General features: G+C 50.1%; 18 protein-coding genes and 1 tRNA gene. 14 read left to right on the top strand and 5 right to left on the bottom strand.

The window, feature by feature from the left end; translation table 11 throughout:
* Positions 1 to 76, bottom strand: a tRNA-Gly gene (locus J5W02_RS04350).
* A gap of 171 nt (positions 77 to 247) precedes the next feature.
* Between J5W02_RS04350 and J5W02_RS04345 the strand changes: the two genes are divergently transcribed.
* Both J5W02_RS04345 and J5W02_RS04340 read left to right on the top strand, forming a co-directional pair.
* The gene (locus tag J5W02_RS04345) at positions 248 to 1264 is read left to right on the top strand and encodes a DnaD domain protein (protein ID WP_219964396.1); all 1017 of its coding nucleotides are present in this window, start codon (positions 248 to 250) and stop codon (positions 1262 to 1264) included.
* Entirely contained in the window at positions 1261 to 2253 is a 993-nt protein-coding gene (locus J5W02_RS04340) for an ATP-binding protein (protein WP_330659661.1), read from the top strand. Before J5W02_RS04345 ends, J5W02_RS04340 begins: the two co-directional genes overlap by 4 nt.
* A 33-nt stretch (positions 2254 to 2286) precedes the next feature.
* On the opposite strand, the gene prfB is transcribed toward J5W02_RS04340, so the two are convergent.
* Positions 2287 to 3414, bottom strand: a complete 1128-nt coding sequence (gene prfB / locus J5W02_RS04335; RefSeq protein WP_219964394.1) for a peptide chain release factor 2 — start codon at positions 3412 to 3414, stop codon at positions 2287 to 2289.
* A gap of 334 nt (positions 3415 to 3748) precedes the next feature.
* Here prfB and J5W02_RS04330 point away from each other — a divergent pair, with 334 nt between their 5' ends.
* From J5W02_RS04330 to J5W02_RS04305, 6 genes are all read left to right on the top strand, one after another.
* On the top strand, positions 3749 to 4810 hold the full coding sequence (locus J5W02_RS04330) for an RING finger protein (RefSeq protein WP_219964393.1): 1062 nt from the start codon (positions 3749 to 3751) through the stop codon (positions 4808 to 4810).
* 18 nt (positions 4811 to 4828) lie between these two features.
* Positions 4829 to 5704, top strand: coding sequence for a UTP--glucose-1-phosphate uridylyltransferase GalU (gene galU, locus J5W02_RS04325; RefSeq protein ID WP_219964392.1), 876 nt, complete (start codon positions 4829 to 4831; stop codon positions 5702 to 5704).
* A 120-nt stretch (positions 5705 to 5824) separates the two neighbouring features.
* Complete coding sequence (gene rpsF / locus J5W02_RS04320) at positions 5825 to 6121, top strand: 30S ribosomal protein S6 (protein WP_219964391.1); 297 nt, start codon at positions 5825 to 5827, stop codon at positions 6119 to 6121.
* A gap of 18 nt (positions 6122 to 6139) precedes the next feature.
* Positions 6140 to 6595 carry a single-stranded DNA-binding protein gene (locus J5W02_RS04315; RefSeq protein ID WP_219964390.1) on the top strand — a complete coding sequence of 152 codons (456 nt, stop codon included), beginning with the start codon at positions 6140 to 6142 and terminating at the stop codon, positions 6593 to 6595.
* Between the two features lie 44 nt (positions 6596 to 6639).
* The gene (gene rpsR, locus J5W02_RS04310) at positions 6640 to 6894 is read left to right on the top strand and encodes a 30S ribosomal protein S18 (RefSeq protein ID WP_219964389.1); all 255 of its coding nucleotides are present in this window, start codon (positions 6640 to 6642) and stop codon (positions 6892 to 6894) included.
* Between the two features lie 71 nt (positions 6895 to 6965).
* Positions 6966 to 7757, top strand: a complete 792-nt coding sequence (locus J5W02_RS04305) for an amidohydrolase family protein (RefSeq protein WP_219964388.1) — start codon at positions 6966 to 6968, stop codon at positions 7755 to 7757.
* 90 nt (positions 7758 to 7847) lie between these two features.
* On the opposite strand, the gene J5W02_RS04300 is transcribed toward J5W02_RS04305, so the two are convergent.
* On the bottom strand, positions 7848 to 8633 hold the full coding sequence (locus tag J5W02_RS04300; RefSeq protein WP_219964387.1) for a bactofilin family protein: 786 nt from the start codon (positions 8631 to 8633) through the stop codon (positions 7848 to 7850).
* 493 nt (positions 8634 to 9126) lie between these two features.
* Between J5W02_RS04300 and J5W02_RS04295 the strand changes: the two genes are divergently transcribed.
* The 5 genes from J5W02_RS04295 to J5W02_RS04275 are packed head-to-tail and all read left to right on the top strand — an operon-like array spanning position 9127 to position 13840.
* On the top strand, positions 9127 to 10299 hold the full coding sequence (locus tag J5W02_RS04295; protein ID WP_219964386.1) for an ABC transporter substrate-binding protein: 1173 nt from the start codon (positions 9127 to 9129) through the stop codon (positions 10297 to 10299).
* Positions 10300 to 10329: 30 nt separating this feature from the next.
* Positions 10330 to 11223: a branched-chain amino acid ABC transporter permease gene (locus J5W02_RS04290; RefSeq protein WP_219964385.1), complete on the top strand. Its 894-nt coding sequence runs from the start codon at positions 10330 to 10332 to the stop codon at positions 11221 to 11223.
* 4 nt (positions 11224 to 11227) lie between these two features.
* A complete protein-coding gene (locus tag J5W02_RS04285) occupies positions 11228 to 12316 on the top strand; it encodes a branched-chain amino acid ABC transporter permease (protein ID WP_219964459.1) in 1089 nt (362 codons plus the stop codon).
* Positions 12313 to 13131, top strand: a complete 819-nt coding sequence (locus J5W02_RS04280; RefSeq protein ID WP_219964384.1) for an ABC transporter ATP-binding protein — start codon at positions 12313 to 12315, stop codon at positions 13129 to 13131. The genes J5W02_RS04285 and J5W02_RS04280 overlap by 4 nt, the downstream gene beginning before the upstream one ends.
* A complete protein-coding gene (locus tag J5W02_RS04275; protein ID WP_219964383.1) occupies positions 13118 to 13840 on the top strand; it encodes an ABC transporter ATP-binding protein in 723 nt (240 codons plus the stop codon). Before J5W02_RS04280 ends, J5W02_RS04275 begins: the two co-directional genes overlap by 14 nt.
* A 52-nt stretch (positions 13841 to 13892) precedes the next feature.
* Here J5W02_RS04275 and J5W02_RS04270 read toward each other — a convergent pair whose 3' ends face one another.
* The gene (locus J5W02_RS04270) at positions 13893 to 14687 is read right to left on the bottom strand and encodes an NYN domain-containing protein (RefSeq protein ID WP_219964382.1); all 795 of its coding nucleotides are present in this window, start codon (positions 14685 to 14687) and stop codon (positions 13893 to 13895) included.
* Between the two features lie 111 nt (positions 14688 to 14798).
* Positions 14799 to 15776: a Gfo/Idh/MocA family protein gene (locus tag J5W02_RS04265; RefSeq protein ID WP_255575538.1), complete on the bottom strand. Its 978-nt coding sequence runs from the start codon at positions 15774 to 15776 to the stop codon at positions 14799 to 14801.
* Positions 15777 to 16056: 280 nt separating this feature from the next.
* On the opposite strand from J5W02_RS04265, the gene J5W02_RS04260 reads away from it, so the two are divergent.
* A complete protein-coding gene (locus J5W02_RS04260) occupies positions 16057 to 17445 on the top strand; it encodes a glycoside hydrolase family 18 protein (RefSeq protein ID WP_219964381.1) in 1389 nt (462 codons plus the stop codon).
* Positions 17446 to 17456: the final 11 nt, after the last annotated feature.

Genomic DNA, 17456 nt, shown 5'->3' with positions numbered 1-17456 from the left:
TGGAGCGAACGACGAGGCTCGAACTCGCTACCTCCACCTTGGCAAGGTGGCGCTCTACCAGATGAGCTACATTCGCAGATTTGGTGCGTGATAAATTATATGACAAAACCCGACTGTTTGTCAAGGGTTTTTCCAAATATTTTAAAACATTTTTTTCAATTCCCTATTTCGCATCCTTATGCTATAATAACAGACGAGAGAAACAGGATAAAAAACAAACCGAATTGTTAGGAAAAGGTGACCCTCTATGAGCTATTCCATTAATCTGGGAGACTGGAATTCCGTTTTCGCGGTACCGTGCTCCGTAGTAGATAAACATATCAAACTGGCCGGTTCCGTCCAGCTGAAAGTACTGCTGTGGGAACTTCGCCATGCCGGAGAAAATATTGAGGCGGCGGAGATTGCAAAAGCGCTATGCATTGACAAGGCCGACGTAGCCGACGCCATGCTGTACTGGCAGCAGACGGGTCTTTTCTGCCAGAAGGGGCAGGAACTGACACCGGCCGAAAAAGAAGCGGCCCCGGAAGCACCCGCAGCAGAGGAACCGGCGCCGGAACCCGAAAATCCGGAACCGGCACCCGCCGAAAGGCCGCACAAACTGCTTTCCCGCCCGCAGAAACCCGACAATGTGTTCGTGGCGAAACGGATCGGCGAATCAACGGAAATTGCCTGCCTGATGCAGGAGGCCGAGCAGATTTTGGGGCGCCTGATTTCCAACGGGGATTCCGCCATGCTTTTAATGCTGCACGACGATTTTGGGCTGCCCGCAGATGTGATTATCATGCTGCTGCAGTATGTGGTCAGCATCGGCAAGGCAAATACCCGTTACATAGAAAAAGTGGCCATGAACTGGGCCGACGAGGAAATATTCACCCATGAAAAGGCGGAGGAAAAGCTGCGCAGGCTGGACGAAAGTCAAAAGGCGTGGCGCGTAGTGGAGCAGGCCACCGGCATTCCCCACCGCGCACCTTCTACCAAAGAGCAGGCGTTTGCGTCGGTCTGGGTCACGCAGTGGAAGTTTGATCTGCCCCTGATTCACGAAGCGTATGAACGCAGCGTAGACAATACCGGAAAATTCAGCATTCATTATATGAATAAAATTCTGGAACGCTGGAACCGCGAGCAAATCTCCACGCTGGAGCAGGCGCAGAAGGACAAGGAAGAACGGGCGGCCGCACGCAAGAGTGTCAAGCCGCAGAAAACTTCCTACGATATTGCGGAATATGAACGTTCCAGCGTCTTTGATAATTTTGACAGGAAGTGATTGCATTGGGCTACAGCAGGGAGATTTACGAAAGCGCGGAACAGATTCTGGCGGAGCGCCGCAAAAAGGCGGAGGATCTGGCCGCGCAGCGGAAGTCCGCATTTTACGGCGTCTGCCCGCAGGCCGCTGAAATCGAGTCCGTCCTGTCGCGTACGGCAATTATCGCCGCAAGGGCGGTTTTGAGCGGCGGCAGCGCACGGGAACAGCTTACCCGGTTAAAAGCGGAAAACCTGGCTCTTCAGAACCGGTTAAAGGAACAGCTGAATTCTTTCGGCTACGAGGAGCATTATCTGGAACCGGAATATTCCTGCAAACTCTGCGGCGATACCGGGTACATTGACGGCAAAATGTGCGACTGCATGAAAAAACTTCTCCGCGCACAGGCCTATGATTCCCTGAACGCGCTGACACCGCTGAAGCTTTCCACCTTCGACAGCTTTTCCCTGGAATATTATTCCAATAAAACCGATGGGGACGCCAGATCGCCGCGCAGCATCATGGAAGGCGTGTACGCAAACTGCCGCAGGTACGCGGACAGCTTTTCCCTTTCCTCCCCCAGCCTGATCATGCAGGGCGCGACAGGGCTGGGAAAAACCCACCTTTCGCTCGCCATTGCCAACACGGCCATTCAAAAAGGCTTCGGCGTGGTTTACTGCTCCGTCAACAACATGATTACTAAACTGGAGCGGGAGCATTTCGGTCGTGAGGAGGGGAACACCGACCGCATCATTCTGGACTGTGACCTGTTGATTCTGGATGATCTGGGCACGGAATTCCGTACCGCGTTTTCCTGTGCCGAAATCTACAACATCGTCAACACACGGCTGATGACGCAGAAACCGACCATTATCAGCACAAACCTTTCCACCCAGGAGCTGCAGGAACGGTACACAGATCGTTTCGCTTCCCGTATCATGGGAGAATATGTCCGGGTCCTGTTCTGCGGCCGGGACAACCGGCTGCAAAAGCTGCTGAGAAATCAGTCATAACAAAACAGGGGCTGCGTGATGCAGCCCCTTCTTTTATTCGATATTTTCACCGAGTGTATTAAGACTTTGCGCTTTGAGGTACGCGTTGATAAATCCGTCGATATCGCCGTCCATGACTGCGTTGATATTGCCCGACTCAAAGCCGGTGCGGTGGTCTTTTGCCAGAGTATAAGGCATAAAGACATAGGAACGGATCTGCGAACCCCATGCGATTTCCTTCTGAACGCCCTTGATGTCCTCGATGCGTTCCAGATTTTCGCGCTCTTTGATTTCGACCAGCTTGGACTTCAGCATTCTCATTGCCACGTCCCGGTTCTGGTACTGGCTGCGCTCCACCTGACACGATACCACAATCCCGGTGGGGATATGGGTCAGACGCACCGCCGAGGAGGTCTTGTTGACCTTCTGGCCGCCCGCGCCGCTCGCGCGGTAGACGTCCATCTTAATATCTTCGGGGTTGATCTGAACTTCCACGTCGTCGTCAATTTCCGGCATGACTTCCAGGGAAGCAAACGACGTGTGCCGTCTGCCGGAGGCGTCAAACGGAGAAACCCGAACCAAACGGTGAACGCCGGCCTCACTCTTGAGGAAGCCGTAGGCGTTGATGCCCTCAATCAGAATGCTGGCGCTTTTCAGCCCCGCTTCTTCCCCATCCAGATAATCCAGTGTCTCCACCTTATAGCCGTGGCGCTCACCCCAGCGGCAGTACATACGGTAGAGCATTTCCGCCCAGTCCTGCGCTTCTGTTCCGCCGGCGCCCGCGTGGAACGTCAGAATCGCGTTCTTGCCGTCGTACTCGCCGGTCAGCAGCGTGGAAAGGCGCTGCGCCTCCAGTTCATCCTGAAATTTCTTCAGTTCCTCCTGCGCTTCCGGAAGAAGGGAAAGATCGCCCGCCTCGTCGGCAAGCTCTATTAATGCAAGCGTATCGCCATAGGAATTTTTCAGCCGTTCATATGCAGCAGCCTTATTTTTCAGCATACTGGAACGCTGCAAAACCTTTTGCGAAGTGTCCATATCATCCCAGAAACCGGGCTGAGCGGCTTTTTCGTCAAGCTTTGCAATCTCTTCGCGCATGCTTTCAAGCCCAAGCGCCTCCGCCAGATCGTGTAAGTCCGGTTCAAGCTCCTGCAAAGCAAGCTTCATTTCTTCAAACTGCAGCATACTATCATCCTTTAAATTATGATCTTTAATTACGGCAATTCCAATTTTTATGACGGGACACTCCGTGTTTCTCTCCCGCTGTCAGCCGGAAAGAGACCTGTCTGAGTTCAGCCATTAAAAGGGAACGGTCGTAATTAATTATAGATTATATCGTGAATAATGTAAAGACGAATTTCAGGGACAAAGGCCCGAAGTGCGCTCCCGCGGCGTCTTTTCCCGGCGGACAATTGTGAATTAGGTGAAAACTTATTGAATATATTATTGAAGTTTCTTTTGAAATTATATACAATAGGTTAATATAACACGAGTGATATCTATTTTGGGAGGATAAACTATGATTGACTATACAGGTTTAAACTGCCCTGTCTGCGGAAAGCCTTTTGCCCGTGACGACGATATCGTTGTCTGTCCGGAGTGCGGCGCGCCTTACCACCGCGAGTGCTACGCACAGGCCGGCAAATGCGTTTTTTCGGACAAACACGGCACGAGCGCCGCGTGGACTCCCCCGCAAAACGAACCAAAGCCCGCGGAGCCAGCGCAGAACCCGGCTGACAGCAGAACCAAGCGCTGCCCGCGCTGCGGCAGTATGAACTCACAGAACGCAATGTTCTGCGATCACTGCGGCCAGTCTCTGACGATGAACCAGCAGGATGTTGCCGGATTTCCGCCAAATGGTGGAATCCCTCAAAACGGGTTCCCGCCAAACGGCTTTCCTCCGATGGGTGCTCCTTTCCAGCAGGGTCAGCCGGTCCCGTTTATTTTTGATCCGATGGGCGGCGTAAACCCCAGCGAGCCGATTGGAAACGTTCCGGCCGGGGATGTCGCCAAGCTGGTGCAGAGCAATACCCAGTATTATCTGCCGGTTTTCATGAATCTTCATCGATTCCGCAGAAACCGGTTCAATTTCAGCGCGTTTTTGTTTTCAGGCGGCTGGATGCTGTACCGCAAACAATATAAAATCGGTTCGGTCATCACCGCGATTATGACCGTCCTGTACTTGATTTCCACATATGTGTCTCTTAACTTTTCCATGCCGCTGCTGGAAACCCTGATGCAGCAGCAGGGAATCTCCATAGACACGGTTTCCCCCACCTACTCTCAGCTGCTGCAGGTGTCCGAGCTGCTTGCGCAGCAGCCGGTACAACAGATTCTTCTGTTCTGCGTACCGACCATTATTGCGATTGTCCAGATTATCATTATGCTGGTTGTTGGGTTTAACGGGAACAAATGGTACTTAAAGCACTGTGTCAGCAAAATTGAGCAGATTCATCAGCAAACGCCCGAAGCTACCCTTGCCGCAATTCAGCTGCAGGAGCAGGGCGGCGTGAACACCTCCCTGGCAATCGGCCTTTTGATCTGTTATATGATCGTGTTCTATCTGCCTCAAATAATATAGCGATTTAGGAGTGTAAAAATGAAAGTAACAAAAGCTGTTATTCCGGCTGCTGGTCTGGGAACCCGCGTATTGCCGGCCACCAAATCCATGCCGAAGGAAATGCTGCCGATTGTGGACAAGCCGGCTATCCAGTACATTGTGGAGGAAGCCGTCCGTTCGGGCATTACAGACATCCTGATTATCACCAACCGCGGCAAGGGGCTGATTGAAGACCATTTCGACCGCGTACCGGAGCTGGAGGCAAAGCTGACCAGCGGCGGCCCGGAAAAAGAAAAGATTTTAGAGGAAATTATCAGCATTTCTCATAAAGCCAATATTTACTTTGTTCGTCAGAAGGAAACCCGGGGCCTCGGCCACGCGGTGAACTGTGCCCGTTCCTTTGTCGGCAACGAGCCGTTCGCGGTCCTGTACGGCGACGACGTCATCATTGGCGAGGACCCCGCCTGCGGCCAGCTGATCCGCGCTTACAACGAGTTCGGCAAAGGTGTTCTGGGGGTAAAGCAGGTAACAGCCGAAGCGATTACCAAATACAGTTCCCTGAAGGTTGAACCGATTCATGACAATTACTTCAGCTGCACGGACATGATCGAAAAGCCTTCTCCGGACAAAATCATGTCCCTGTACTCTATTCTTGGCAGATGTGTCCTGACTCCCGATATCTTCGATATTCTGGATCAGACCCAGCCGGGTGCGGGCGGAGAGATTCAGCTGACCGACGCCATGTGCACGCTGGCGCGCTCCGTGGGTATGGTTGCGGTTGACTTTACCGGAAAGCGCTACGACATGGGCAACAAGCTGGGCATTATGCAGGCGCAGGTAGAAGTGGCGCTGAAACATCCGGATATCGGGCCGGAGTTCAGGGCTTACCTGAAGGAGCTGTGTCAGACACTATAAATTTTGTCTTGACTTCATCATACCGTACTGCTATAATTACTCTGTTAAGCCGCAATTTTCGGCTTACTATCCTTGCTCCGGATTCATTTCGGGGCCAAAGTCCAAAAGGAGGTGCAAATAATGTCAGATGTAAAGAATTCCTATGAAACCGTATTTATCCTCTCCACAAAACTCGGTGAGGACGCAATTGCCGCTCTGGTTCAGAAGTTCAAGGATTTGATCGAGGCAAACGGTACCATCGACAGCATTGATGAGTGGGGCAAGCGCAGACTTGCTTACCCGATCAAAAAGCAGGAAGAAGGCTACTACACCTTAGTGAACTTCACAAGTGCTCCCGAATTTACGGCTGAGCTCGACAGAATCTACAAGATTACCGACGGTGTCCTTCGTTCTCTCATCATAAAGAAAGAAAGCTAAGAAGGAAGAGTGATTTGAATGCTCAATGTCGCTGTTTTAATGGGCAGACTTGTTGCCGACCCTGAACTTAGGCATACGCCGAACGATGTTTCCGTAACAAGCTTTACAATTGCCGTTGACCGTTCCTATGTGAAATCGGGCGCGGATCGTCAGGCCGATTTTATAGATGTTGTTGCGTGGCGCAGTACGGCGGATTTTGTGTGCAGATATTTTCACAAAGGCCAATTGGTTGCAGTACAGGGCTCTATTCAGACCCGTACCTATACCGACAAGGACGGAAACAAGCGCAAAGCGTTTGAAGTCGTTGCTGACAATGTGCATTTTGCAGAGTCAAAACGCGACAGCGTGGGAGCGCAGGGCAACAATTATCATTCAAAGACAGAAACTACCAATGAGCAGCCTGTTCCCGCTTACACCAGCGGTGATACCGGCGATTTTGAGGAGATGCCTTTAGACGACGATCTGCCGTTCTAAACATTCCCTCTCCAATAATGATGAGAAAAGGAGGCATATTTGCCATGGCCGATAGAAACGACAGACAGGACCGCCGCCCGGGCGGACGCAAGAGCCGTAAAAAGGTCTGCGGCTTCTGTGTTGACAGAGTTGAAAGCATTGATTATAAGGATGTAGCAAAGCTTCGCCGCTTTATTTCTGAGAGAGCCAAAATTCTGCCCCGCAGAGTAACCGGCACCTGCGCACATCACCAGCGCGAGCTGACCATCGCCATTAAACGCGCTCGTCATCTTGCACTGCTCCCCTTCAGCAGCGACTGATCCCGCTGGCTGATAATAGAATTTTCAGAGCGGACGCAAAAGCGCCCGCTCTTTTGTTTTGGAGGACTGTTATGCTGATTGACATTCATGTCCATATGTTTTCCGACCATATTGCTAAAAGAGCCCTAAAGAGCCTATCCGCCGTCTGTCCATCAGATTGCTGCACGGATGGTACGGTTGCCGGAACGGAAGAAAAGCTCCGCAGCTGGGGAGTAGACGCCTGGGCGGCGCTCAACATAGCCACCAAACCTACCCAGCAGAGGGTCATCAACGACTGGGCGGCTTCCGTACAAAATAAAAGCATTTATTCCTTCGGTTCCGTTCACCCGGACGCGCCCGACGCCGCGGAAGAGGTTTACCGGATCAAATCGCTGGGATTGTCCGGTGTAAAGCTTCATCCGGATTATCAGGATTTCTTTATAGACGATCCGAAAGTCTTTCCAATTTATCAGGCGATTTCCGAAACCGGGCTGCCGGTAATTTTTCACACGGGCCGCGATCCTCTTTCCCCGGATTTGGTACACGCCTCCCCCGCCGCGGTTGCGCAGGTATTGAAGCTGTTTCCCCACATGACCGTCATTGCCGCACACATGGGCGGTATGAAAATGTTCCGTGAAGTGGAAGAACACCTGCTGGGGAAAAATATTTATTTTGATACGGCCATGTCAGCACTTTTATGTCCGCCTCAGCAATTTGAGCAGCTGGTAAACCGCCACGGCGCGGAACGCGTTCTTTTTGGCAGCGATTGCCCCTGGAGCCGGGCCTGCGATCAGGTTGACTACATTGAACGCAGCAAACTGACCGGCGCTCAAAAGGAAAAGATCTACTGGAAAAATGCAGCGGAGTTATTGAAAATTCAGTAAGCAGCTTTCTGTTAGCGGATACAAAAAGGTGCGCATATAAAAACACAGAGACGGAAATTTCCGTCTCTGTGTTTTTATTTTTATCTTTAATTATTCAACGGGAAGAGGACGCACAGGTCTGTCCTCGTCCTGAATTCTGATGTCACCCAGCTGTCCGCTGAAAATTTCCAGCTTGCCCTGCAGCTTCGCGCCGTTGTTAACGGTAACGGTACCGGCCTTCAGGTCGCCGATCACGATTGCATTGCTCTGGCAGACGATGCTGTTCTTCGCCTGAATATTTCCCTGCAGTCTGCCGTTGATGGTCAGGTTCTTTGTCCTGACATCTCCGATGACAACGGAATCGCTGTCAATGTTCATATCCTCGGTGGCGGTGATATTGCCGCGAACCGTACAGGCGGAAAGCGTAATGCTGGAGCCCTGAATATCACCGATCTGTTTTCCGTTGATCTTGATGTTGCCGGAAGTCGTGATTCCGCCCGTAACCGTTCCGTAAACCTCAAGGTTGCCCTCGGATTTAATATCACCGGTTATCACGGTTCCCTTTGAAATGACCGTCGTCTGTTTTGAGGAATTGTAATCATTGGCGACAGGAAGTTCATAAGGCTTTTGAGGTTGGAAATCAGGTTTCAGCGGCTGGAATTCGGGTCTGCCTGTTTCAATCGGCTTGGGCGCGCTGAACTTGGGCTCTTCCGGCTCATCATCTTTTACTTCCAATTTGAACTCCGCGACATTTTCCTCGCGGGCAAATTCCACCATCTTGGATTCACCAAACTTTATTGCCGGAACTTCTTCCGCAACGTCGTAATCCGGGCCGTCCCAGATTCTTTTCAAAATATTTACAAACCTGCTGTTATCATTGCCTCTAACTGCTTCCATCGTCCTGCCTCCAAAAACGTTATTTATAATGATATAATAAACATATTTTTCTACTCTTTCTAATAATAATCTATTTCTACAGATTTTTCCAGTATTATTTGGATTTTTTTTAATTTTTTTGTAATAAAATGTATAAATTTGAACCATGATGATAATTTTGCAGGAACGGTGCAAAAAAAATTCACATTGGTTTTTTGGGGGCGGTTATCCTTTTTTTATAATATTACAATAAAATGACACTTTGGAAGACAATAATGCGTACATTAATATATATAAATTTACACTTTCACAATTTTAGATATTCATCGCACCTCCTTAATAATGTGAATATACAAATTATTTCGCGAAAAATGCCGGATTGTAAAACGAAAAATTCATTTTGCTTGAATTTCACTTATTAGCATGATATAATCATAAAAAGTTTACACAACGTTCACAGGCGTCCCGGATGGGTCGCAAAAAACAATAAAACTGATTGAGGAGGCAACTTGAAATGAAAAAAATTGCAGCACTGTTGCTGGCACTGGTAATGACAGCATCAGCATTTTCGGGATGTAAAAAAGTGGATACCGCATCCGGTTCCACGGGAACCGGCAGCGACACCATTAAAATCGGTGTATTTGAGCCTTTGACAGGCGCCAACGCTGCGGGCGGTGAAGCCGAAGTGGAAGGAATCAAAATTGCCAACAAGCTCTATCCCGAAGTTCTCGGCAAGAAAGTGGAAGTCGTTGTTGCGGATAATAAATCCGACAAGGCACAGGCCACCACAGCTGTCGCCCGTCTGATTGAAAAAGACAAGGTTTCCGCTATTATCGGCTCGTGGGGCTCCAGCTTTTCCATGGCGGCCGGCGATCTTGTAAAAAAGAATAAGGTCCCTGCGGTTGGCGCTTCCTGCACAAACCCGCTGGTGACAAAAGGAAACGATTACTACTTCCGTGTCTGCTACCTTGATCCGTTCCAGGGAACCGTCATGGCAAACTACGCCTTCAAGAGCGGCGCGAAAAAGGCTGCGATCATTCAGGAAGTTTCCAATGACTATGCGGTCGGTCTGGCTACATACTTCAAAGAGGCCTTTGTCAAACTGACAGGCGACCCGAACTCTGTTGTAACGACCGTTAACTACAACACCAACGACCAGGAATTCGGCGCACAGCTTTCTACCGTAAAAGCCGCCAATCCTGACGTAATCTTCGCTCCCGGCAACTTTACGGAATCCGCCCTAGTTATGAAACAGGCCCGTCAGCTGGGGATTACCGTTCCGTTCCTCGGCGGCGACACATGGGACATTGACGAATTCACCTCCGTTGGCGGCGCAGATGTGGAAGGCGCTACCATTTCCACTTTCTTTGATGATTCCGCTCCGGTAACGGATGAGGGTAAAAAGTTTGTCGAAGCCTATAAGAAAGAATACCCTGACAAGAACATGGCCGCGGTCAGCGCACTGGGTTACGATGCCTACCTCGTCATCATCAAGGCGATTGAAGCAGCAAATTCTTCCGATTCCACCGCGATCCGTGACGCTCTGGCAAAAACAAAAGACGTAGAAGGCGCAACAGGAAAGCTGACCTTTAACGCGGACGGCGATCCTGACAAAGATTCCGCTATCATCAAAGAAGTGAAAAACGGAAAATTCACTTACAAGGACACGGTTACAATTTCAAAATAACGAATAATTTTGATGTAGGGATGTTGTGCTATGACGCTAGAACTGTTTTTACAAAATCTGGCAAACGGAATTGCGGTGGGAAGCCTGTACGCCCTGATAGCCGTCGGCTATACAATGGTTTACGGAATTCTGCGCCTCATCAATTTTGCCCACGGTGATATTTTCATGATGGCGGCCTACTTTACCTTTTTTGGTGTTGCGGTCTTTCACCTGCCATGGTATTTTGCGTGCATTTTTGTCGTTGTGCTGACCGCGGGTCTGGGTATGCTGATTGAGAGAGCTGCCTATCGCCCGCTGCGCGACGCGCCGAAGGATTCCGTCCTTGTTTCGGCAATCGGCGTATCCTTCCTCCTTGAGAATCTCGCCACTTATCTTTTCAGCGGAAAACCAAAGGCTTTTCCGGATTTTTTGGGATTGATGTCCACTGTATCGCTCGGTACGGTTTCTATCCAGAAGGTTGCGCTTGTCGTACCGGTGGTTCTGATTGTGTGCATGTCGATCCTCCTGTTCGTCATCAACAAGACCAAACTGGGTATGGCGATGCGCGCCGTTTCCAAGGACTATGAAATTGCGCGCGTAATGGGAATCAACATCAATCTGGTGATTGCCGCAACCTTTGGTATCGGCTCCGGTCTGGCCGCTGTCGGCGTGATTCTGTGGGGTATGAAATACCCGCAGGTATCTCCTTTGATGGGCGTTATGCCCGGACTGAAATGCTTTATCGCCGCAGTCATCGGCGGGATCGGCAACATTAAGGGTGCTGTTCTGGGCGGCTTTATTCTCGGCCTGATTGAGGTTATGCTGGTTGCGTTCTTCCAGCCGCTGACCGGTTACCGTGATGCTTTCGCCTTCATCCTCCTGATCTTGATTCTGCTGGTAAAACCGACAGGATTGATCGGTGAAAAGACAACGGAGAAGGTGTGATATGATGAATAATACAAAGAAGCGCAACATCATCTGCACCGCGATTCTTGCGGTCATTGTACTGGCACTGATTTATTTCGCAAACAACTATCTGGACGCGTACATTGTCAGAATTCTGAACCTGTGCGCAATTTACACCATCATCGGCCTTTCCATGAATCTGATTAACGGCTTTACCGGCCTGTTCTCTCTGGGTCAGGCCGGTTTCATGGCGATCGGTGCGTATACGGTCGCGATTTTCACGCTCCCGCTGGATATGCGCTCCACGATCTTCTATATGGAACCCATGAACCCGGCCATCGCCGGAATTCATCTTTCGTTTGTTCCGGCGCTCCTTCTTGGGGGCGTGATCGCCGGATTTGCGGCTTTCCTGATCGGCGCGCCGGTCCTGCGGCTGCGCGGCGACTATCTGGCGATTGCCACCCTGGGCTTTTCAGAAATCATCCGCATTCTGCTCACCAATTTACAGAGTATCACGAACGGGGCGCTTGGAATCAACAAAATTCCGGATAACGCGAACAATATGTGGTGGTCCTTCGGTGTTGCCATTGTGATTCTGATTTTGACTGCGCTGCTGATTAATTCCAGCTACGGACGCGCCTTCAAGGCAATCCGTGAGGACGATATCGCGGCCGAGGCAATGGGCATCAACCTGTTTAAGCACAAGGTCATGTCCTTTGTGGTGGGCGGTTTTTTTGCCGGTGTGGGCGGCGGCCTTTACGCTTCCCTGCTCGGCACGGTCGACCCCAAGCAGTTCTATTTCACACTCACCTACAATTTCCTGCTGATTATCGTTCTGGGCGGCATGGGCAGTATCAGCGGCACCGTGATTGCGTCTTTCATCGTAACCTGCGGCTTGGAGCTCCTGCGTACCTTTGACGAGCCCCTGACCGTTGCCGGCTATGAAATTTCTCTGTTCCGCCCCGGCTTCAGCATGGTCATTTTCTCTCTGCTGCTGATGATTATCGTCTTGTTCTACAGCAAGGGACTGATGGGCAGAACCGAACTGACCTGGGACAGAATCTTCAACTTCTTTGGGAAAATGAAGTCTAAAAAAGCCCCGAAAAGTACAGAAGGGGGCAGCACGAAATGACACCGGACAATAAAAGCATCAATGAAACAATCGACAAAAACATCGTACTCAGAACCGAAAATATGACCATGCAGTTCGGGGGAGTCGTTGCTGTTGACAATCTGCATCTGACCATCCGGGAACATCAGATTGTTGCCCTGATCGGCCCGAACGGCGCTGGAAAAACGACGGCATTCAACATGATTACCGGCGTCTATACCCCCTCGAGCGGCAAGATCTTTCTGCACGGCGAGGACATTACGGGAATGAGTCCGGACAAAATCACACGAAAAGGCGTCGCGCGTACCTTCCAGAATATCCGCCTGTTCAAGGATCTTTCCGTATTTGACAATATCATCATTGCGAAGCATTTCTCCATGCACAGCAACATTTTCAGCGCAACCCTGCGGCTTCCCGGAGCGGTGCGGGCAGAAAAGAAAATGCGTGAGGAAAGCGAAGAGCTTCTGGAAAGAATGGGATTGGCGGACGTAAAAGACGCCGTGGCAAGTTCTCTTCCCTACGGACAGCAGCGCCACCTTGAAATTGCCCGCGCGCTGGCCACCAAGCCGGAGCTTCTTCTGCTTGACGAACCGGCCGCCGGCATGAACCCGCAGGAAACCGAAGACCTGACCGCTTCCATCAAACAGATTCAGCAGGATTTCAACCTGACCGTTTTCCTGATTGAACACCATATGGATCTGGTTATGGAAATTTCCGACCGGATTTATGTACTGGACTTCGGCCAGACGATCGGCAAGGGTACACCCGCCGAAATACAGAACAACCCGCGTGTGGTAGAGGCTTATTTGGGGGTGGACGACGATGCTGAAAATTGAGAATCTATGTGTGTCCTACGGCGGTATTGAAGCCGTCAAGGGTATTTCCTTTGAGGTACCGGACAAGAGCATTGTTACGCTGATCGGCGCGAACGGTGCGGGCAAAAGCACCACTCTGCGCACGGTAGTCGGTCTGGTCAAACCCCAGAGCGGCAAGATCATTTATAACGACAAGGACATAACCGGAAAGTCTTCCGAAGAAATCGTGCGCAACGGAATTACGCTTGTCCCGGAAGGCCGCCGTATTTTCCCGAACCTGACAGTTTACGAAAACCTCAAGATCGGCGCGTACATGAGAAAAGACGATTATTCGGAGGATATTAAGTGGGTTTATGATCTTTTCCCCCGTCTGAAGGAACGCTCCTGGCAGTTTGCCGGAACCCTTTCCGGCGGCGAGCAGCAGATGCTGGCCGTGGGCCGTGCGCTCATGAGCAAACCTGAACTGATTATGATGGATGAACCGTCGCTCGGCCTGGCTCCGCTGGTCGTGAAAGGAATCTTCGAGATCATTAAAGAGATCAACAAACTGGGCGTTACCATCCTTCTGATAGAGCAAAACGCAAATCTGGCGCTCCGCGTAGCGGATCAGGGCCATGTTCTGGAAACGGGGCGCATTAAGCTTTCTGGCAAGGGACAGGAGCTTCTGGAAAACGCCGAAGTGAAGGCCGCCTATCTGGGCAACAAAAAGCACGAGCTTGCGCAGCAATAAATGACTGTGAAAAAACAGGATACATGACATTGTCATGTATCCTGTTTTGATATTACCGGTTGTGAACCCGTTTGGTACTCGGTTTTTGCGGTTGTACCGGCGCGCTTTTTTCTTTGATATAAACCAACCTGTTGTAGCCGTCGCTGTTGCGTTCCGAAAAAATATCAAAGATTTTCAGGGACTGAAGCAGCGGGGTCAGCTTTTTGAAGCCGTAATTTCTGACGTCAAAATCAGGATAGCGGCGAAGCAGCATATTTCCGATTTCCCCGACAAACGCCCTGCCGTCATCATCGGAGATTTCCTGGACAATGGTCCTTACGGCACTTTTGATCGTTTCCAAAGGCGTCATTTCAGGTACCACCGTTTCCGGGGCTTCCCCTTCCGCGGGCAATTCGCTGGACGCTGTTGTCTCATGTGCCAGAACTTCCAGATAGCGGAACTTATTACAGGCGGAAATAAACGGGGAAGGCGTTTTCTTTTCCCCCATGCCGACCACGTTCATACCGGATTCGCGCAGCCGCACCGCCAGACGGGTGAAATCACTGTCGCTGGAAACGATGCAGAATCCTTCCACATTTCCGGAGTACAGGATGTCCATGGCGTCGATAATCATAGCGGAATCCGTCGCGTTTTTTCCTGTGGTATAGCCGTATTGCTGAATGGGAGTAATGGAAAATTCCAAAAGCACATTTTTCCAGGTGCCGAGCGCGGGTTTTGTCCAATCGCCGTAAATTCTTTTATAAGTGGCCACGCCGTCATTGGAAACCTCATCCAAAATGTACTTGATATATTTTTCCGATACATTGTCCGCATCGATTAATACTGCAAAACGGTTATCCTGCGCCATAAAATTACCTCTCTTTTCTTTTGTATATCAACGTGTATGTCCACGCTTTGTTGCATCAATCATTAGTATAAATCATATGGCAGAAATTATCAAACGGTACGGACAGCTAATTTATTCGAACGGATAGTGGATTCCCCACTCTGCACGAAGCTGATCCATCAGTCCCAGAAGGCGGAGGGTTTCTTGATGAGGGATTTCCTCACAGGCGCGTTTCCCGCTGTCAATGGCTTTGACCGCAGCGCGCACCTCGTACTCATAACCTGTAAAGTCATGGGGAAGGCTGATGATTTCAGGCTCCGTTTCTCCGTTTAAGTACACCTGAATGGACTGTGCCATATAAAACTGATCCAGTACAATGCGGCCTTTTTCGCCGTAAATCACCGCCCTGTTTTCATAAGGACACAGAAAAGTGAAATTCAGCACCGCCATCCGGCCGTTTTTAAAGGTTAGGGTCACGCTGTCCTGCGAATCGACCCCGCGATTGGTTTTTACACACGAAGACTGAATCTGGGCAATATCGTCGCCGAAAAACATAGAAGCGAATGTCAGCGGATAAATTCCCATATCAAGCAGAACGCCGCCGGCCAGCTCCGGATTGACAACACGCTCAATATGACGCAGATTCTGCCCAAACGACACTGTAAGGGTTAAGGGCTCGCCAATGACCCTGCTGTCCAGCGTTTCGCGCAGTTTGTCCGCAAAAGGCATAAAACGAGTCCACATGGCCTCCGACAAAAACAGCTGTTTGCTTTCCGCCAGACTGAACAGGTCTTCCGCCTGTTTTTGGTTCACGGTAAGCGGTTTTTCGCACAGGACATGCTTTCCGTGTTCCAAGCAGAGCTTCGCGTGTTCATAGTGGTGGGAATGCGGAGAGGCAATATAGACGAGATCGACATTTTCGTCGTTCAAAAGCTCCTCATAGGAACCGTAGGCTTTCTGAAAGCCATATTGGCCAGCCATGTTCCGGGCTCTGGACAGCTCCCTGGCCGCAATTGCATAGGGGGTTACCTCATTCATCCGTGAGACGGTTTTTGCCATTTTACCGGCGATATTCCCGGCGCACAGAATGGCAAAATTCAGTTTTTTCATTCTTGTCGTCCTCCACTTTTATGTGATAAATGAATTGGTTATCATTTCTTCCAACCAGTAACAATGATACTCTACGGGACTTTCGACCTGCTTCTCGTTTTGGAAATTCCCATAATTCATAACATCCGTATCTTTAGAATACTATAATATTTGTCAGTTTTCAACAGATATCGCGATGACTCAGGATAAATTTTACGCTTATTTTTCCATCTATTGAGGTTTGAGATTTCTACCGCGCAATGTTAGGATAATAATAAAGTAATCAAAACATGGAGAATTTATGAAAAAAAATTTCTTCTTAAAAAAGTTCTTATACGCGGCAATCGTCTTGGTTTTGATTGGTGCTGCGGCAGGAATGAGCGGTTCCAATCAGGTTGCAGTGAACAGCGAAATTTCTTCCTCCCCCGGCTCGGCAGCGGAAATCCTGAACGGCACTCCAGTGTCATCCGAATCGCCGGAATTTTCTTCAGCTGAACCCGGCTCTTCCTCCGTCGGCAGTATTTCTTCTGCGGGTGTTTCATCGGGCGTTTCCCGGGTGCCCGGTCAGTCCCAGTCAAATGGAACCGGTTCCATCGCGGCGGCGTCTCCGTCAGCATCGCCTCCGTTTCAGCATTCGTCTAAAATGGTGTTAGGCTACTACGGCGGATGGGCGGCATATTCCGGTTTTTCGCCCGATAAAATCAGCGCGTCGAGCCTGGATGTCCTAAACTACGCATTTGCAAAAATCGATACAAACTTAAAGGTCACTGCAGCGGATTCATCGATTGACTATTCCAACTTCACAAAACTGAAAAACTTAAAACGTACATATTCAAAACTCAAGACCATAATTTCCATCGGCGGCTGGAGTGATTCCGGCCGGTTTTCCGACGCTGCACTGACAGAGACTTCCCGCACCGCTTTTGCGGACAGTGCGGTCAGCTTTATGAAAAAGAACGGCTTTGACGGGATCGACATTGACTGGGAATATCCTACCGGAGGCGGACTTTCCTCCAATGTTACGCGTTCTGCCGACCCGGCCAATTTCCGTCTTTTGCTGAAAACACTGCGCAGCAAGCTTGATTCGCAGGGAGCGAGGGACAACAGGCACTATATTCTTTCCTTCGCCGGCGGGACAAGCAGCAGTTACGCGAAAAAGATTGGCCTTTCCACTGTCGCGCAGTATGTGGATTACGGGATGATTATGACCTATGACTTCCACGGCTCCTGGGAAGCGTATACGGATTTTAATGCCCCGCTTTACCCTTGCGCCGGACAGTCTCCTCTGGAAAAGTCTAGTGTGGACGCAGCCGTACAAAGCTGGCTTAATCATGGCTTTCCGGCTGGAAAACTGATTATGGGCGTGCCATTTTACGGATACGTTTATCAGGGAACCGGCAGCGCCAACAATGGGCTTTGGCAAAGCTTCTCTTCCGCATCGCCGGTGGGATACGATACCGTACAATCAAAATATCTGAGTAAATCGTCGTTCCGAAGATACCGTGATTCTTCCGCGCAGGTACCCTGGCTTTTTGACGGCAGTACTTTTGTCAGCTTCGAAGACACCGTCTCTATCCAGAAAAAAGTACAGTACTCCGCTTCTAAAAAACTTTTGGGTGTCGGCGTGTGGGATCTTGGATTCGACAAAACAGGCACCCTGATAAAATCGGTCAAGCAGACACTCAAATAATACAGTGATGT

Source organism: Caproiciproducens faecalis (assembly GCF_019448085.1).
In the GTDB taxonomy this organism is placed as follows: Bacteria; Bacillota; Clostridia; order Oscillospirales; family Acutalibacteraceae; genus Caproiciproducens; species Caproiciproducens faecalis.
Note: the sequence above shows the minus strand (reverse complement) of the source record. Positions and strands in the feature narration are given on the sequence as shown.

What these genes read in the sequence shown, in the direction of transcription:
- J5W02_RS04300 (WP_219964387.1), bottom strand. Translation starts at nt 8,633, where the DNA reads ATGGAAGCAGTTAGAGGCAATGATAACAGCAGGTTTGTAAATATTTTG.
- rpsR (WP_219964389.1), top strand. Translation starts at nt 6,640, where the DNA reads ATGGCCGATAGAAACGACAGACAGGACCGCCGCCCGGGCGGACGCAAG.
- J5W02_RS04265 (WP_255575538.1), bottom strand. Translation starts at nt 15,776, where the DNA reads ATGAAAAAACTGAATTTTGCCATTCTGTGCGCCGGGAATATCGCCGGT.
- J5W02_RS04315 (WP_219964390.1), top strand. Translation starts at nt 6,140, where the DNA reads ATGCTCAATGTCGCTGTTTTAATGGGCAGACTTGTTGCCGACCCTGAA.
- J5W02_RS04285 (WP_219964459.1), top strand. Translation starts at nt 11,228, where the DNA reads ATGAATAATACAAAGAAGCGCAACATCATCTGCACCGCGATTCTTGCG.
- J5W02_RS04270 (WP_219964382.1), bottom strand. Translation starts at nt 14,687, where the DNA reads ATGGCGCAGGATAACCGTTTTGCAGTATTAATCGATGCGGACAATGTA.
- J5W02_RS04305 (WP_219964388.1), top strand. Translation starts at nt 6,966, where the DNA reads ATGCTGATTGACATTCATGTCCATATGTTTTCCGACCATATTGCTAAA.
- J5W02_RS04295 (WP_219964386.1), top strand. Translation starts at nt 9,127, where the DNA reads ATGAAAAAAATTGCAGCACTGTTGCTGGCACTGGTAATGACAGCATCA.
- prfB (WP_219964394.1), bottom strand. Translation starts at nt 3,414, where the DNA reads ATGCTGCAGTTTGAAGAAATGAAGCTTGCTTTGCAGGAGCTTGAACCG.
- rpsF (WP_219964391.1), top strand. Translation starts at nt 5,825, where the DNA reads ATGTCAGATGTAAAGAATTCCTATGAAACCGTATTTATCCTCTCCACA.
- J5W02_RS04345 (WP_219964396.1), top strand. Translation starts at nt 248, where the DNA reads ATGAGCTATTCCATTAATCTGGGAGACTGGAATTCCGTTTTCGCGGTA.
- J5W02_RS04280 (WP_219964384.1), top strand. Translation starts at nt 12,313, where the DNA reads ATGACACCGGACAATAAAAGCATCAATGAAACAATCGACAAAAACATC.
- J5W02_RS04290 (WP_219964385.1), top strand. Translation starts at nt 10,330, where the DNA reads ATGACGCTAGAACTGTTTTTACAAAATCTGGCAAACGGAATTGCGGTG.
- J5W02_RS04275 (WP_219964383.1), top strand. Translation starts at nt 13,118, where the DNA reads ATGCTGAAAATTGAGAATCTATGTGTGTCCTACGGCGGTATTGAAGCC.
- J5W02_RS04260 (WP_219964381.1), top strand. Translation starts at nt 16,057, where the DNA reads ATGAAAAAAAATTTCTTCTTAAAAAAGTTCTTATACGCGGCAATCGTC.
- galU (WP_219964392.1), top strand. Translation starts at nt 4,829, where the DNA reads ATGAAAGTAACAAAAGCTGTTATTCCGGCTGCTGGTCTGGGAACCCGC.
- J5W02_RS04330 (WP_219964393.1), top strand. Translation starts at nt 3,749, where the DNA reads ATGATTGACTATACAGGTTTAAACTGCCCTGTCTGCGGAAAGCCTTTT.